Raw genomic sequence first — 15865 nt, 5'->3', positions numbered from 1 at the left:
TTCCCACTTCCCAATTCCCACTTCGCATTTCCCAACCCCTCCTTTCTCCTGTATAGTGCGCCTCACCGAACGTCCCGCCCGTCAGCGTCCGTTCATCTGATCCTTTCCACCTGATTTCGTCTTCCCAGATGGGCGCCTCTCCGGTTTGGAGTGGCGGGTCGCCGTTGGAGTTTTCCTGAATGTCTTCAGTTTCCCGTTTTGCCGACCTCGGGTTGGCCGATCCCCTTTTGCGTGCACTTTCCGACTCCGGCTATGAATCGCCCACGCCGATTCAGACCCAGGCCATCCCCCGGATCCTCGAGGGACGTGACCTGCTGGCTGCCGCCCAGACCGGTACCGGCAAGACCGCCGGTTTCACCGTGCCGATCCTGCAGTTGCTGTCCACCCGTGCCGCGGCCCGTCCCGGTTCGGGCCGACCGCGCTGCCTGGTGCTGACCCCCACCCGGGAACTGGCCGCCCAGGTCCACGAATCGGTGGAGACTTACGGCAAGCACCTGAGCCTTCGCGCCACGTCCGTCTTCGGGGGTGTGAACATCAATCCCCAGTTCCGGGCATTGCGCGGCCAGATCGACATCGTTGTGGCCACGCCGGGCCGCCTGCTGGATCACGTGGGCCAGAAGACGGTGGATCTCTCCTGCATCGAAATCCTGGTGCTGGACGAGGCGGACCGGATGCTGGACATGGGGTTCATCAACGACATCCGGCGCATCCTGAAGCTGCTGCCCGCCACGCGGCAGAGCCTGCTGTTCTCCGCCACCTTCTCCGATGACATCCGCCGCCTGGCGGACGGCATGCTGAACGATCCCGTCCGGGTGGAAGTGGCGGCGCGCAACACCGCCTCCGAGCTGGTGCAGCAGCATGTGCACCTGGTGGAAACTCACCAGAAGCGCGACCTGCTCAGTCACCTGATCAAGGAGAACCGCTGGCAGCAGGTGCTGGTGTTCACCCGTACCAAGCACGGCGCCAACAAGCTGGCGGAGAAGCTCTCCAAGGACGGTATTCCGGCCGCCGCCATTCACGGCAACAAGACCCAGGCGGCGCGCACCAAGGCGCTGCACCAGTTCAAGTCCGGTCGTATTCCCGTGCTGGTGGCCACTGACATCGCCGCGCGCGGTCTGGATATCGACCAGCTGCCGCAGGTGGTGAACTTCGAACTGCCCCACGTGCCCGAGGACTACGTGCACCGCATCGGGCGCACCGGCCGTGCCGGCACCTCGGGCGCCGCCCTGTCGCTGGTGGACGGGGAGGAGTTGCGTCTGCTGTCGGGGATCGAGCGCCTGATCCGTCGTCCCATCGAGCGTATCCAGACCGAAGGCTTCGCCGCACCCAGCCGGCCGGCCAACGACAGCCCGCGCAATCCGCGCCCGAGCGGCGCCCGTCCGGGCAATGGTGCCCGAAAGGGGCCGCCGCGCGGCGGTCCTTCCAAGGGACCGCGCCCGGGTGGCCGCCGGCAGGGGCAGGGCCGTAGCGGCGCCTCCAGGGGCAACCGGGTCTGACAGGATCGACGGCACTTTGCCTTCAGGCACGGGCTGTGCCATAAAGGCAGGTAAGCCATCCGCAAGTCGGACGTGAACCAGCATGTTTTTCTTGAGTCTCTGCGGCCCGCGCTTGCGCGGGCCGCAGTTCGTTTGTATACGGGCCGGAGGTAGACCCATGACGCAGAAACCCGCAATTACCGTGTCGTCCCTGGACATGCAGCGCCTCGAGGAATTGCTCGACGAACTGCCGAGGGAAGCGCTTCAGGCCCAACAGGCCCTCGTGGATGAACTCAATCGCGCCAACGTGGTGGAACCCGACAAGGTGCCGGCCGGATTGGTGACTATGAACTCCACGGTGCGCTTCCGCATGGAACCGGAGGGCAAGATGTTCGAACGCACGCTGGTGTATCCCTCGGGGGCGGACGGCAGCCCCGAAAAAATCTCCGTGCTGGCCCCCATCGGCAGCGCGCTGCTGGGCCTCTCGGTGGGCGACAGCATCGACTGGCCCTCGCCCCGGGACGGGGACATGACGGTGCGCATCATCGATATCCTCTACCAGCCCGAGGCGGCCGGCGAGTTCCATCGCTAGGCGATTGCCAATGCCGGGTGAACACGGGATAGTGACGGAAAAGACTGCCCGGGAGGTTGCCATGATTCTCTACGATTTCGAGCGCTCCGGTAACTGCTACAAGATCCGCCTGCTGCTGGCACTGCTGCAGATGGGCTACGAGCGCAGGACCGTCGACATGGCCGGCGGCGAACTGGAATCGGAGGCATTTCTGCAGCTCAATCCGCGCGGCCAGGTGCCGGTGCTCAAGGATGGCGAGCAGGTACTTTGGGATTCCACGGCCATCCTCGTCTACCTTGCCCGCAGGTACGGCGGCGAGAACTGGCTGCCTCTTGAGCCGGCCGCCATGGCGGGCGTGATGCAATGGCTGGCCCTGGAACAGAACGAAGGCCGCTACGGTTCCGCCCGCGCCCGGGCCATCGCGCTCAGGCTGCCCACGCCCTTCGCCGAGAACGGCCGGATGGAGGAGTGTCGGGAGTTCGCCCGGGTGGCCATGTCGGTGCTCGAAGGCCGGCTGTCCGGGCATCGCTGGCTGGCCAGCACGGACCATCCCACCATCGCCGACATCGCCTGCTATCCCTACACGGCGCTGGCGACGGATGCGGATATCGATCTCTCGCCGTACCCGTCCATCCGCCGCTGGTTCGAGGACATCGAGGCCCTGCCGGGCTACGTGCCGCTGCCCGGCCGGGGATGAGCGGGCGATGGGCTGCCCGTCAGTCAGGCCCCGGTGGGTTCTGCGGTGCCGCTGACGATCAGTTAGACGCGGGGCACCACCGGCAGGATGGTATTGCTCACCACGATGCCGGGATGGTTCTGACACACCGCGGCCCGCGCGTTTCCGGGGGTGGAAGCCGCGCCCCGCATATGCCGCGTCAGGATGCGCCCCGTATCTTGTATCCTGTCGTTTCCATTCTGCCTCCGGAGGCCTCATGAATACCCGGGTCGGTATCCTGATCTTCGAGAACGTGGAGGTGCTGGACTTCTGCGGTCCCTACGAGGTGTTCGTCACCACGCGCCTGGACGAGGCGCGCCGGCGCGAGACCGAATCCCCCTACCGGGTGAGCCTGCTGGCGGCCACGGCGGAACCCGTCACCACCTCCGGCGGCATGCGGGTGCTGCCTACCCATACGCTGGCCGATGCGCCGCCCCAGGAGATCCTGGTGGTGCCCGGCGGCTGGGGGGTGAGGGCGCTGCTGGAGGACGCGCAATTGCTCGATTGGCTGCGGGAACAGTCGACACGGGTGAAGACCCTGGCCTCGGTATGCACCGGGTCCCTGCTGCTGGCCTCCGCCGGACTGCTGGACGGCCGCGAGGCCACCACCCACTGGCGCTCGCTGGCGTTCATGAAGGAGCGCTTTCCGGACGTGCGTGTGCACGAGGACCTGCACGTGGTGGAGGACGGCAGCATCATCAGTTCCGCCGGCATCTCCGCGGGCATCGATCTGGCGCTGAAACTGGTGGCCCGGCAGCACGGGGACGAGGTGGCCCTCAATGCCGCCCGCAATATGGAGTACCCGTGGCCTTCGGACAATCGGCGGCGGGTTGTTTTTTGAAGGTCAAAAGCTTTGCGCCTCTGCGTCGAGGTTCTGTTTTCTGAATTTCACCCGAACACCCCGCACAAGCAAACCGAGTCTGTGCCGTGTTCGCGGTAGAGCCACCAGCGTACGCCGTAGCGGTCTTCGGCGATGTAGTAGTCACGGCGTTCTCCGGCGCCGTCCCACCAGCCGGTTTCGATGCGTTCCGGGCCGTGCACGCGGCGAAGGGAAGGCGGGCAGGGCAGGGGATGTTCAAGCAACCACAGGGGGCGCGGACCATATTGGGGGGGAGAAACACCTCCCGGTGCTGAATCGGCCGGGTCCGTGCGTCTCCAGGCCCGTTCGGGACGATGATCGTCGCACACGGCAAGACTCCACACCGCCGCCCGGCCCAGCCGTGCGCGAAGCCTGTCCAGCAGGGCCTGCCAGGCATCCGTGTCCGTCCCGGCATCCGGCAGCAGGGCGGTGTCCCGGTGAGGCAGGGGCAGGAAGATGTCGGCACGCAGCACCATGCCGGTCACCGCCGCCGCCGGAACCTGCCGGGACAGGCGTTCCATGCACAGGCCCAGCAGATGATCCGGATCGCGGCCGGGGGCCGCCAGGCCCAGGGTCAGGGCCGTGGCCGGGTGACGGGCATGGAGCAACTGCAATACCAGGGACTGCACCGCCGCGCCGCGCCCGCGCAGCACGCCCGCCAGTTCCCGCAGCAGCCGGTGCAGGGGAAGGCGCAGCATCGACCGGTCGGCCATCTCCGCGGGCAGCCACAGCCGGCTCTCGAAGCGGGGCGGTGGCGCGAAGCGGGGCCGGGGGTCCGGTCGGCGTCCCGTCAGGCGATCCAGATGGACAGGCAGCCACGCACCCAGGCGCCGGGCCAGGCCGTCCCGGGGCAGGCGCCACAGGGCACCGAGCCGGGTGACGCCCATGCCGCGAAGCCGCTGCACGGTGGCCGCGGGCCATTCCAGGGCCTCCACCGGCAGTTCCCGGATCAGGGCCGTCAGGGCATCGGTGTCCCGCGCCGGTGCCGTGATGCCGAGCCGGGCCAGCAGGCGGGCGCCCAGCGGCGTGACGGCCAGACCGGCACGGGCGTGATGGCCCAGCGCGGCCAGATCATCGAGGATGCGCCGGCGAAGGTGTTCCAGGCCGCCGAACAGCCGCAGGCTCCGGCCCACCTCCAGCAGCAGCACGTGGCCGTCTTCCACCACCACGTGATCCGTGTACTGCAGCCCCCATGCGGCCAGGGTCTCCAGGGCGGCGTGTTCCGCCGCCGCATCCCGCTGCCGCACGCGCAGATCCGCGCACAGGCCCAGGGCGGCACCCAGGGGCATGCCCGGGCGGATGCCCGCCCGCCGTGCCGCACGGCTGGCGGCATGCACTTCCGGGCGGCCCCGCGGGGTATTGCAGACCACCAGCGGGACGGGCGCCATGCCTTCCCGGGCGATCAGATCCAGGGCCAGATGGGGAAAGTGCAGCGCCAGCCACAGGGTATCGGGCCCCGGCCGGGCACGGGGCAGCAGCGGATCGGCGGACGCGGCGATCCGGGCCGGGACCGGGTCGAGGCCCGGCAGGGTGTGTTGTCGTGTCTGTGCGGGAGATTTCATGTGTTTCGAAGGGGCCGCAAATGAACGCGAATTAAGGGGCCTTAAAGCGAACCGCCAAGGACGGGTACGGAGTATCTACAATCCTGTTGGCTTTTTTCTCTGTGCCCTCTGTGACCTCTGTGGCAATAAAGCAGTCACAGCAGTCGTAGGTTGGGCTGAGCGGAGCGAAGCCCAACAGGACGGCGGGTGCATGATCCTGTCCTGTTGGGGTTCGCACGGCTCACCCCAACCTACGGGGGTTCTGTTTATGATGCGGCACCGCCATCGCCGAGCCGCCCCCGCCGCGACCGGGGTTCTGTTCATGATGCGGCACCACCACCACGGAGCCGCCCCAGCCGCGCCGGCGCTTGAGCACTTGTACGGCGAGTCCCGCCTCCGTCGGCGAAAGGTGCAGGCGCACCGCGGCGGGGGAGGCCTGTCCGGCCTCGCGGGTTGCCCGGTAGAGAAAACCGGTGGCGCGGCCCCGTTCCGCCGCCAGTTGCAGGCGCCGCAGGGCGCGTGTGTCCGCACGGTCCGGCCAGGCCAGCGCCGCGCCGCAGGCACCGCTGCCCAGGGCCTGTTCCAGAGACCAGAGTATCTCCGGGTCGTTCTGCGCCCCGATCACCAGGACCCGATCCAGTGCGATACCGGCCCCGGCGAGCGCCGGGGCATAGGGGATGTGCGGCGGGGCCACGAGGGCAACATGACGGCCCGCCGCGGTCTGCGCCGCAAGCAGCGGCAGCAGCAGGGAAACCGCGCCGATGCCTTCCTGATCGGTGAGCAGTTCCACCAGGGCGCCCCGGGGCCAGCCGCCGCCCAGGCAGGTATCCAGGGCCGGGTGGCCGGTGGGCAGGTCGCCGCCGCCGGGCAGGGGCGTGCGGCCGCGCCAGAGGTCGGTGCGGCGGAGCAGGGCGTCCAGGGTTTCGTCGTCGGGCGCGGCGCAGGCATCCCGGGTGTCGGAGTGCGGTTTCATGCCCGCTCATTTCGGCCGGTTGCGGATCACGCCCACGCCGATGCCCTCGATCACCAGCGGCTCACGGCGCAGGTCCACCACGATGGGCTCGAACTCCGGGTTCTCCGGCAGCAGGGTGATCCGGTTGCCCCGGCGGCGAAAGCGCTTCACGGTCACCTCGTCCTCGAGGCGCGCCACCACGATCTGGCCGTTGCGTGCCTCCGGCGTGCGGTGCACCGCCAGCAGATCCCCGTCCAGGATGCCCGCGTCCCGCATGCTCTGGCCGTGCACCCGCAGCAGGTAGTCCGGTGCCGGGGAGAACAGGCGGGGATCCAGGCTGTAATGGTCCTCGATGTGCTGCTCCGCCAGGATGGGCCGGCCGGCCGCCACCCGGCCCACCAGGGGCAGCCCCCCACCGTCACGCAGCCGGATGCCCCGTGAGGTGCCGGCGCGCAGTTCGATGGCCCCCTTGCGGGCCAGGGCCTGCAGGTGCGCCTGGGCGGCATTGGGGGAGCTGAAGCCGAAGGCCCGCATGATCTCCTCCCGGGTGGGCGGCATCCCGCTCTCGCCCAGGGCGTTGCGGATGAATTGCAGGATCTCGGCCTGTCGGGGGGTGAGGGGGATCATGGGCGCGTCCGGATGAAGGAGACTGTATTTAATTACAGTAGTCCGGATTCGGGGGCGGGGCAAGTTCGGGTGAGGCGTGAGGGGATAGGCGATAGGGGTGAGGCGTGAGGCGTGAGGCGTGAGGCGTGAGGGGTAAGGGGTAAGGGGTAAGGGGTAAGGGGTAATGTACCTGTCGCCTCCCCCTCATTCCCCCTGCCAATAGGGTGGATCCCCGAAGGTCTCCGCCAGGTGATCCACCAGGGCCCGCACCTTGGCGGGCAGGTGGCGGGTCTGGGGGAATACCGCGTAGATGCCCACCTCCGGCAGGGAGCCGTCCAGGGGCACCACCTGCAGACGTCCGTCAGCGACTGCCTGCCAGACGATGAAATCCGGGATCACGGCGAGGCCGAGGCCGGCGATGGCGGCATCGCGCATGATGTCGCCGTTGTTGACCTGCATGGATGTCCCGAAATGCCCGGTGACGAATCCGCCGCCGCGCTTGAAGCGCAGTTGGTCATTGGGGTGTACGTTGGAGTAGAGGATGCCGCGATGCCCGGCCAGGTCCTCCACGCGGCGCGGCAATCCCTGTGCGCGGGCATAGTCGGGACTGGCCACCAGCAGGGAACGGCTGGAGACCAGGCGGCGCGCCACCAGGCTGGAGTCCGGCAGCTGTCCGATGCGAATGGCCATGTCATAGCCTTCCCCCACCAGATCCACCATCCGGTCGTTGAGATCCAGATCCAGCTGGATGCCGGGATGCCCGGCGAGAAAGGCAAACAGGGCAGGCCCCAGGTGCAGCAGGCCAAAACTCATGGGGGCGGCCACCCGCAGCGGGCCGCACAGTTCGTGGCCCTTTTCCGCGATGAGGGAGACGGCCTCGTCCAGTTCCCCCAGCATGCGCGTGCAGAAACGGTGGAACGTGGCGCCCTGGTCGGTGAGCGACAAACGGCGCGATGAACGCTGGATCAGGCGCGCGTCCACCGCGTCCTCCAGTTCCGAGAGCCGGTGGCTGACCACCGACTTGGCCACGCCCAGCCTGCGCGCCGCCCCGGTGATGGAGCCCGCCTCCACGATCGTCACGAAGGTTCGAATCCCTTCCAGTTTCATAAACGTACCAAATTTACGAACACTGATTTCGATTCTGTGCCCTTATTTCTGTAAAACGCAACCTTTAGGCTGTACCGAAGATCCCATTTCAGCCAATCGGAGGCATACATGAACACCCGGATTCTCGTCCTTTATTACTCCACCTGGGGCCACGTGGAACAGATGGCCCAGGCCGTGGCCGACGGCGTGCGCGAGGTGCCGGGGGCCGAGGCGGTCATCAAGCGCGTCCCCGAACTGATGCCCGAGGAAGTGGCGAAACGCGCCGGCGCCAGACTGGACCAGGCGGCACCCGTTGCCGAGCCCGCCGAGCTGGCGGACTACGACGCGATCGTCATCGGCACGCCCACCCGTTATGGCCGGATGGCCGCGCAGATGGCCAACTTTCTGGATCAGACCGGTCAGCTATGGTTGCACGACAAGCTGGTGGGCAAGGTGGGCAGCGTGTTCGCTTCCACCGCCAGCCAGCACGGCGGACAGGAGACCACGCTGGTCTCCACCATCGTCAATCTCATGCACCTGGGCATGACCGTGGTGGGCCTGCCCTACACGGAGAAGCGACAGCTGAGCCTGGATGAGATCAGCGGAGGAACCCCCTACGGCGCCACGACGCTTTCCGGGGGCGACGGCAGCCGCCAGCCTTCCGAGAACGAGCTGGCCATGGCCCGTTCCCAGGGCCGCCACGTGGCCGAGACGGCACGGGCGCAGCAGCTCGGCAGGCAGGAATGGCAGGAGGCCGAGAAGCGTCGGGCGTGACTTGTCGCCGCTGTCCGCATGGGCACGCTTCGCTTTGCCCATCCTACATTCCGGCGCCGGTGGTGGACGATGACTCCTGTAGTAGGATGGGTCAAGCGCAGCGGACCCATGCGGGAGAGGCACAACGCCGACAGGTGACGGTGCGATGGCGGCCACCCACCCGACCCCGGACGGGGCTGCGGGCTCCCTTACTCCGGTGTCCGCATGGGCACGCTTCGCTTTGCCCATCCTACCGTCTGGCACCGGTGGCGGGTGACGGCTCCTGTAGGATGGGTCAAGCGCAGCGGACCCATGCGGGGAGGCTTCTTGCTAGACTGTGTGCTGCCCGAAGCCGCACGCCAGCCCATGCTCAGCATTTCCAACAAGGTGTCCATCCCCGATCACGAAATCGAGATCACGGCGATCCGCGCCCAGGGTGCGGGCGGGCAGAACGTGAACAAGGTGGCGAGCGCGATCCACCTGCGCTTCGACATCCCCGGTTCCTCCCTGCCGGATTTCTACAAGACCCGACTCCTGAAACTGCGTGACCGGCGCATCACCGGCGACGGCGTGGTGGTCATCAAGGCGCAGCGCTTCCGGACACAGGAGGGCAACCGCGAGGATGCATTGCGGCGGCTGGCGGAACTGATTCGCAGCGTCGCGGCGGTGCCCAAGGCCCGCAAGCCCACCCGGCCGAGCCTGAGCGCGAAACGCAGGCGCATGGACAGCAAGACCCGCCGGGGCCGGACCAAGGAGTTGCGCGGCAAGGTGGACCTGCAGTGAGAACACGCAGGGATAGCGAATACCGGGGCGGGCCGGTCAACTGGCGCATCATCCTGAGCCTCATTCCGTTTCTCATGGAATTCCGGGGCCGGGTGTTCCTGGCGCTGGGTTTCCTGGCGCTGGCCAAGCTGGCCGGCGTCACCGTGCCGGTGGCTCTCAAGTTCATCGTGGATCATTTCGAATCCCCGGAAGAGGCCATGGTGGCGGTGCCGCTGGCCCTGCTGCTCGGTTACGGGGCGCTGCGCTTCACCGCGGTGTTCTTCGGCGAGTTGCGCGACGCGGTCTTCGCACGCGTGGCGGAACGGGCCATGCGCCGTGTCTCCCTGCGCGTGTTCGAGCATCTTCACCAGTTGGACCTGGGCTTTCACCTCGCGCGCCAGACCGGCGGGCTCGCCCGGGACATCGAACGCGGCACCACCGGCATCAGCTTCCTGCTGCGCTTCATGCTGTTCAATATCGTGCCGACGCTGCTGGAGATCGGCATGATCACCGTCATCATGCTGGTGGCCTTCGATGCCAGCTTCGCGCTCACGGTGCTGGCGGCGGTGGCGGTCTACGCGGTGTTCTCCATCTACGTCACGGAGTGGCGCAACCGCTTCGTGCGCGAAAGCAACCTGATGGACAACCGCTCCAACACCCGGGCCGTGGACAGCCTGCTCAACTACGAGACGGTGAAGTACTTCGGCAACGAGGCCTACGAGGCCCGGGAATACGACCGGAACCTGGAGGCGTGGGAAGAGGCGCGCATGAAGAATCGCCTCTCCCTGGCGGGCCTGAACTCCGGTCAGGCGCTCATCATCGCCGGCTCCATCACGGTGATGATGGTCATGGCGGCCCAGCAGGTGGCGGCGGGCCGGATGACGCTGGGCGACCTGGTCATGGTCAACGCCTACATGATCCAGCTCTTCATGCCGCTCAACTTCCTGGGGTTCGTGTACCGGGAGATCCGCGAGGCGCTGGTCAATATCGAGCGCCTGTTCAAACTCATGTACCAGCCCGCCAGGGTCGTCGATGCCCCGGACGCGCCCGAACTGCGGCCCGACGGCGGCACCATCCGCTTCGAACACGTGCATTACGCCTACACGGAGGACCGTCCCATCCTCCGGGACCTGAGCTTCGAGATACCCGCCGGGCAGAAACTGGCCATCGTGGGGCCGAGCGGGGCAGGCAAATCCACCATCGCCCGGCTGCTGTTCCGTTTCTACGATGTCACGGACGGGCGCATCACCATCAACGGGCAGGACATCCGCTCGGTCACCCAGCACAGCCTGCGCCGGGCCATCGGCGTCGTGCCCCAGGACACGGTGCTGTTCAACGACACCATTCGCTACAACATCGCCTACGGCCGTCCGGACGCCACGGACGAGGAGATCGAGCGGGCCGTGCGCATGGCCCACCTGGACGGTTTCATCGCATCGCTGCCCCGGGGTCTGGAAACCCAGGTGGGGGAACGCGGGCTGAAGGTCTCGGGGGGCGAGAAGCAGCGCATCGCCATCGCCCGCGTGCTGCTGAAGGATCCGCCGATCCTGGTGCTGGACGAGGCCACGTCGTCACTGGATTCCCACGGCGAGAAGGTGATCCTGGAGGCCCTGAACGAGGTGGCGGAGCGCCGCACCACGCTGGCCATCGCCCACCGGCTGTCCACCATCGTGGATGCGGATCGCATCATCGTGCTGGACCAGGGCCGCATCGTGGAGCAGGGCGACCATGCCGCGCTGCTGGCCGCCGGCGGCACCTATGCGCAACTTTGGACGCACCAGCAGCAGGAGCGCATCAGCGACTCCGCCGGCTTCGGCGAGACGGTGGCGGATACCCGGGGCGCGGGCATTCGCGATTGAGCGCAGGGGAGGCGGACACGTCCTCCCGCGCCGGCTTCGCGCCGGATCAGTGAATGGTACGCGGGCGGCCCCATTCGTCGTGGTAGCGTTCCACCACCTCGCGCACGTGCTGGGGATAGTTCAGGGCCTCCATCTGCTCCATCCCCTGGCGGAAGAACTCCGGGGCCTCTTCCGGGAGGTACTGAATCAGGGTATCGAAGGCGTGTTCCATCATCGCGGGCTGATGACTGCGCGTGGCGATGATGCCGAAATTGAGCAGCAGGATCCGCCACGGCCGCATCGGGTCGGTCTTCTCCTCGTCCTGTTTAAGCTGTTCGTCCACGTGTTCCACGATCTCGGCGGTGACGCGGAACAGTTCCTCGAGCAGGGCCGGGTCCCGCGCCTTGTTGGCCAGATCTGAGACGGCGGTCACCACCGGTTGCAGGATGCGGAGATCACCGCCGGCGCGCACCACCCACACGGCCAGGGGGAAGGTGAGGTCGGACAGGACTTCGGCGTGCGCTTCGAGACCCAGCCGGACGGCATGGGTCGCCAGTTCGTCGAGGATCTGGATGCCGAAGTCCCCCAGTTCGCTCATTTCACGTTCGTCCAGGGGGGAGGCGTCGTCCGACGCGCCGGGAACATCCCCCTGTTTCTCCTCGATGCGCCTGAGCACCTCCAGCAGTTGTTCCATGGCCTCCACCAGCATGACCGGGGTCTGCTGTTCATCCGCACCGGGATCGGCCAGGTCTTCATAGGCCTCGACCACATCCCCCGATACCTGGGCGAAGGTTTCGTGAAGATGGCTGACATTAAAGGGCGGCAGGAACATGGCGTGCGGTCCAGGGTCATCCTCGGGAGCTAGGGGCGGTCGTGCCCGTACCGGGATCCTTCCGTGGCATTGTCCATCCTGCCGCCGCGTACAGGCAAGGGCGGGGACGACTTCACGCCGCGGTAAACCGGGCGGCATCGGGGCCGCATGCAGGTTATAGACGACGAACCACAGGAAAGGCCGGCGTGACGTTCGGGTCAGCACCGGCCTGTGAGATGTTCGGGATGATTCAGCCGCGGGGTACCCACGCGGTGCACCAGCCGTTGGCCGATACCAGGCGGCCCGGGAACGCGGAGCAGGGGCCCCAGTCCTCGGCGTCGGCGTCCGTGTAGAGCTGGCAGTTGGCGCAGGTCTGGCCTTCCTCGTAATCCGCATGTTCCACATCCGCCGCGTCGTGGCGGTAATGCAGCGCCCGGGCCTGGGCATCGTCCTCGCTCAGGCGTTCATCGGCCAGGGCGGGGCTGAAGATCAACGGCACCGCGGGCGCGGCCACCAATCCGGCGACACCTGCGCGCAGCAGTCGGCGGCGTGTGAGGTTCGTTTCGCGATCATGCATGGCGATCCTCCTCTCGGATAAAGTTGGTTCCGCCATCCACCCTAACAAAGGCCGGAAATGCGCTTCAAAGCCACACGGTCAGCCTTTGATACAGATCACAGGCTCCACCCGCGCCACGATCCGGGCGAGCCCCGCGTCGTGGGTGGCCTGCACCACCGCGCTCACGTCCTTGTAGGCCCCCGGCGCCTCCTCGGCCACGCCGCGCAGGCTGGGGCTTCGGATCAGGATGCCTCGGGCGGCCAGTTCATCGACCAGGGCGCGGCCGCGCCATTGACGGGTGGCCGCGTGGCGGCTCATGGCGCGCCCGGCGCCGTGGCAGGCGGAATTGAAGGACAGGGCCTCGCCCTCGTTGGTGCCCGCCAGGATGTAGGAGGCGGTGCCCATGGAACCGCCGATCAGCACTGGCTGACCCACCGGGCGCAGGGCCTCGGGCAGGTCCGGATGGCCGGGGCCGAAGGCGCGGGTAGCGCCCTTGCGGTGCACGTAGAGCTGGCGCGGCTCCCCATCGATGCGGTGCGTCTCCACCTTGCAGGTGTTGTGGGAGACGTCGTAGAGCAGGTCCAGACGCGCCTCGGGCAGCACCCGCGCGAACACCGTGCGGGTGAGGTGGGTGATGATCTGCCGGTTGGCGAGCGCGCAGTTGATGGCCGAGCGCATGGCGCCCAGGTAACGCTCCCCCAGTTCCGAGCGTATGGGGGCGCAGGCCAGTTCCCGGTCCGGCAGATCGATGCCGTGGCGGGCGGCGGACACCGCCATCTCGCGCAGGAACTCGGTGCCGATCTGGTGGCCGAGGCCGCGGGAGCCGCAGTGGATGCTCACCATGATCTGACCGCCGGCCAGGCCGAAGGCATCGGCCACCGCGGGATCGTAGATCTCGGTGACGTGCTGCACCTCCAGATAATGGTTGCCGGAGCCGAGCGTCCCCATCTCGTTTCTCTGGCGCTTGCGCGCCTGTTCCGAAACGGCGGAGGGATCGGCGCCCGACATGCGGCCGTGCTCCTCGATGCGTTCCAGGTCGGCGGCCTCCCCGTAGCCCTGTTCCACCGCCCAGGCGGCGCCGCCGGCGAGCATCTCGGTCATCTGGTGGTCCTGAAGGTGGATGCGCCCGGTGCTGCCCAGGCCGGCGGGGACCGTCTCGAACAGCGCGTCGGCCAGGGCGGGCTTGATCTTCTCGATGGCTTCACGGGTCAGCCCCGTGTGCAGGGTGCGCACGCCGCACGAGACGTCAAAGCCCACGCCTCCGGCGGACACCACACCCCCTTCGTCGGCGTCGAACGCCGCCACGCCGCCGATGGGAAAGCCGTAGCCCCAGTGGGCGTCGGGCATGGCATAACTGGCCTGCACGATGCCGGGCAGGGTAGCGACGTTGCTCGCCTGCTCGGCCACCTTGTCGTCCATCTCCTTCAGCAGCGCCTCGGTGGCATACAGGATCGCCGGCACGCGCATCCTGCCGGTGGGCTCAAGCTGCCAGGCGGTGTCGGAGAGTCGGGTGAAGCGATTCGGGTCCATGGGGTGATGCCTCTGAATTCAGGAATGGCGTCTGCGCGAGGGGACAGGGCTCTCAGATGTCCAACACACATTGCGCGATCCAGTGCCCGTCCGGCTGCTGCTGCACCCGGAGCTGGGTAAATGTCGCGCCCTTGACCTCCACCGCCGGCTGGTGGCGGCCCACGTCCACCGGCTCGCCCCAGGTCCGGGCGCTGAGGTGTTCACCGTTGATCTCCACCTCAAACCGCGAGAACAGGCGTCCGCCGACGGCGATCTCGTACACGAGGCTGTTCAGAAAATCATAGAGCAGAATCTCCGGGTCCGGGGCCTGGCAGCGGATTTCCACGGGTTCCCGGGGTTCCACCCCGTCCAGGTCGGTGATCACGGCGGTGAGCGCCAGCCCCGCCTGCTCGAAGGCCGCCGCGAGAGTCTCGCCATGGCCGCGCACGCCCATGTCGGCCTCGTGGGGGAAGTGCTGCCAGTGGGGGAGGGTGGACATGGGTGGGTGTGCCTGCCAGCAGAGCGGATTGCACAACGATAGATCTGTCATGCTCGTATGTCACCCAGGGTTGCTGTTCACGGCGACGCCGGCTATCCATGCGCCAAGTGCCGACAGCGCCGCCAGCCCTGGAGGCCACCAGAGGCACCATCATGAGCAAACCCTGCAGCACACGGTAAAAGGCAGTCACCATCGACGGCCCCGCGAGGGGATGCGGCGTCGTGCGTCCTGACGCTGGATCTTGCACCAAAATGGCGCGAGAATGGCCATAACTCACATGCCACAGGGAGCAAGAGTATGGCTGATGAGACCCCGCCGGACGTCATTTCCGCCCGCGCCGGTGCCCAGCGCAGCACGTCGCGACCGCTGCGCGCAATACATTTCCCTATAGATCGTTCCGTGCCAGTCTGAAGGGCGGCTTAGTCCAACAGACATTTATCCACCATGCTGCGCACGGCGGATAAATGCTTATAAGTTAGAAAACAGGAGCCATCTTGAAATCCTCTCGATTGGTCGAAAGAAATGAAGCCGAAGAACCAACCCGCCGGTTAGCAGTTCTCATCGACGCCGACAATGCACAAGCTTCCGTTATCGAAGGACTACTTGCGGAAATAGCACGGTTCGGAGAGGCAACTGTAAAGCGCATATACGGTGACTTCACGGTCCCGACAAGCTCTTCATGGAGGAAAGTGCTTCAACAGTACGCTATCAAACCCGTTCAGCAGTTTGCATATACAACTGGAAAGAATGCCACGGATAGCACGCTGATCATTGATGCGATGGATTTGCTCTATACGCGACAATTCGATGGGTTTTGTCTGATTACGAGCGACAGTGATTTCACTGGTCTTGCGATGCGCTTACGTGAAGAGGGGCTCACTGTTCTCGGCTTTGGCGAGAAGAAAACACCAGATGCGTTTCGCAACGCCTGCCACAAGTTTGTGTTCACGGAGGTTCTTCGTCCAAACTCAGCAGACGACCCCACCGCATTCGCGAAGAAGGCCAAGAATGATCAGAAGACCACTTCACCTCAATTTACGGCTGTGGTCGCGGAACCAAAACAGAAGTTTCCCAAGAAATTTGTGCTCGCCGCACTTGAACAGTCAAGTGACGACTCTGGATGGGCGCATTTGGGCACCTTCGGAAGCTATCTCACCAAGTTGCAGCCAGACTTTGATTCCAGACTTTACGGTTACAAGAAGCTCTCCGACCTTGTCAAGGCCAAGACAGAACTCTTTGTAACTGAAGAACGACAATCAGCAGGATCAACACAAAAGGTTCTGTATCTTCGTGCGAAATAGGTTTCTAACCCGGCAGTCCACACGGACACTA

The 15865-nt window shown here is 66.4% G+C and carries 16 protein-coding genes; 8 read left to right on the top strand and 8 right to left on the bottom strand.

Translation table 11 applies throughout. The annotated features are described in order from the left end of the window. Positions 1-179: 179 nt before the first annotated feature. From THITHI_RS0104250 to THITHI_RS0104230, 4 genes are all read left to right on the top strand, one after another. Positions 180-1496, top strand: a complete 1317-nt coding sequence (locus THITHI_RS0104250; protein WP_026186050.1) for a DEAD/DEAH box helicase — start codon at positions 180-182, stop codon at positions 1494-1496. 157 nt (positions 1497-1653) lie between these two features. Then, complete coding sequence (gene rnk / locus THITHI_RS0104245) at positions 1654-2067, top strand: nucleoside diphosphate kinase regulator (protein WP_018231832.1); 414 nt, start codon at positions 1654-1656, stop codon at positions 2065-2067. Between the two features lie 61 nt (positions 2068-2128). Beyond that, a complete protein-coding gene (locus THITHI_RS0104240; RefSeq protein ID WP_018231831.1) occupies positions 2129-2743 on the top strand; it encodes a glutathione S-transferase family protein in 615 nt (204 codons plus the stop codon). 235 nt (positions 2744-2978) lie between these two features. After that, a complete protein-coding gene (locus tag THITHI_RS0104230) occupies positions 2979-3602 on the top strand; it encodes a DJ-1/PfpI family protein (protein WP_018231829.1) in 624 nt (207 codons plus the stop codon). A 47-nt stretch (positions 3603-3649) separates the two neighbouring features. Here THITHI_RS0104230 and THITHI_RS18415 read toward each other — a convergent pair whose 3' ends face one another. From THITHI_RS18415 to THITHI_RS0104210, 4 genes are all read right to left on the bottom strand, one after another. Next, positions 3650-5182, bottom strand: coding sequence for a Y-family DNA polymerase (locus tag THITHI_RS18415; protein WP_018231828.1), 1533 nt, complete (start codon positions 5180-5182; stop codon positions 3650-3652). 220 nt (positions 5183-5402) lie between these two features. Then, on the bottom strand, positions 5403-6134 hold the full coding sequence (gene imuA, locus THITHI_RS18410; RefSeq protein WP_018231827.1) for a translesion DNA synthesis-associated protein ImuA: 732 nt from the start codon (positions 6132-6134) through the stop codon (positions 5403-5405). A 6-nt stretch (positions 6135-6140) separates the two neighbouring features. Continuing rightward, entirely contained in the window at positions 6141-6737 is a 597-nt protein-coding gene (gene lexA / locus THITHI_RS0104215) for a transcriptional repressor LexA (protein WP_232199449.1), read from the bottom strand. 186 nt (positions 6738-6923) lie between these two features. After that, the gene (locus THITHI_RS0104210) at positions 6924-7826 is read right to left on the bottom strand and encodes a LysR family transcriptional regulator (protein WP_018231825.1); all 903 of its coding nucleotides are present in this window, start codon (positions 7824-7826) and stop codon (positions 6924-6926) included. A gap of 108 nt (positions 7827-7934) precedes the next feature. On the opposite strand from THITHI_RS0104210, the gene wrbA reads away from it, so the two are divergent. The 3 genes from wrbA to THITHI_RS0104195 all read left to right on the top strand — a co-directional run bounded on the left by wrbA (position 7935) and on the right by THITHI_RS0104195 (position 11179). Then, on the top strand, positions 7935-8579 hold the full coding sequence (gene wrbA, locus THITHI_RS0104205) for an NAD(P)H:quinone oxidoreductase (RefSeq protein ID WP_018231824.1): 645 nt from the start codon (positions 7935-7937) through the stop codon (positions 8577-8579). Between the two features lie 345 nt (positions 8580-8924). Further along, a complete protein-coding gene (gene arfB, locus THITHI_RS0104200; protein WP_026186049.1) occupies positions 8925-9341 on the top strand; it encodes an alternative ribosome rescue aminoacyl-tRNA hydrolase ArfB in 417 nt (138 codons plus the stop codon). Next, positions 9338-11179: an ABCB family ABC transporter ATP-binding protein/permease gene (locus THITHI_RS0104195; RefSeq protein WP_018231822.1), complete on the top strand. Its 1842-nt coding sequence runs from the start codon at positions 9338-9340 to the stop codon at positions 11177-11179. The genes arfB and THITHI_RS0104195 overlap by 4 nt, the downstream gene beginning before the upstream one ends. Positions 11180-11225: 46 nt before the next feature. Here the strand turns inward: THITHI_RS0104195 and THITHI_RS18405 are convergent, their stop codons facing one another. The 4 genes from THITHI_RS18405 to THITHI_RS0104175 form a co-directional block, all read right to left on the bottom strand. Next, positions 11226-11990 (bottom strand): hypothetical protein, encoded by a 765-nt coding sequence (locus tag THITHI_RS18405; protein ID WP_018231821.1) that lies wholly within the window; start codon positions 11988-11990, stop codon positions 11226-11228. A 229-nt stretch (positions 11991-12219) separates the two neighbouring features. Continuing rightward, entirely contained in the window at positions 12220-12546 is a 327-nt protein-coding gene (locus THITHI_RS0104185; protein WP_018231820.1) for a high-potential iron-sulfur protein, read from the bottom strand. Between the two features lie 78 nt (positions 12547-12624). Continuing rightward, on the bottom strand, positions 12625-14055 hold the full coding sequence (locus THITHI_RS0104180; protein WP_018231819.1) for an RtcB family protein: 1431 nt from the start codon (positions 14053-14055) through the stop codon (positions 12625-12627). A gap of 52 nt (positions 14056-14107) precedes the next feature. Then, on the bottom strand, positions 14108-14533 hold the full coding sequence (locus THITHI_RS0104175; protein WP_018231818.1) for an archease: 426 nt from the start codon (positions 14531-14533) through the stop codon (positions 14108-14110). 494 nt (positions 14534-15027) lie between these two features. Here THITHI_RS0104175 and THITHI_RS0104170 point away from each other — a divergent pair, with 494 nt between their 5' ends. Beyond that, positions 15028-15834 carry an NYN domain-containing protein gene (locus THITHI_RS0104170; protein WP_026186048.1) on the top strand — a complete coding sequence of 269 codons (807 nt, stop codon included), beginning with the start codon at positions 15028-15030 and terminating at the stop codon, positions 15832-15834. The last annotated feature ends 31 nt before the right edge of the window (positions 15835-15865 follow it).

The organism is Thioalkalivibrio thiocyanodenitrificans ARhD 1, assembly GCF_000378965.1.
In the GTDB taxonomy this organism is placed as follows: Bacteria; Pseudomonadota; Gammaproteobacteria; order Ectothiorhodospirales; family Ectothiorhodospiraceae; genus Thioalkalivibrio_A; species Thioalkalivibrio_A thiocyanodenitrificans.
Note: the sequence above shows the minus strand (reverse complement) of the source record. Positions and strands in the feature narration are given on the sequence as shown.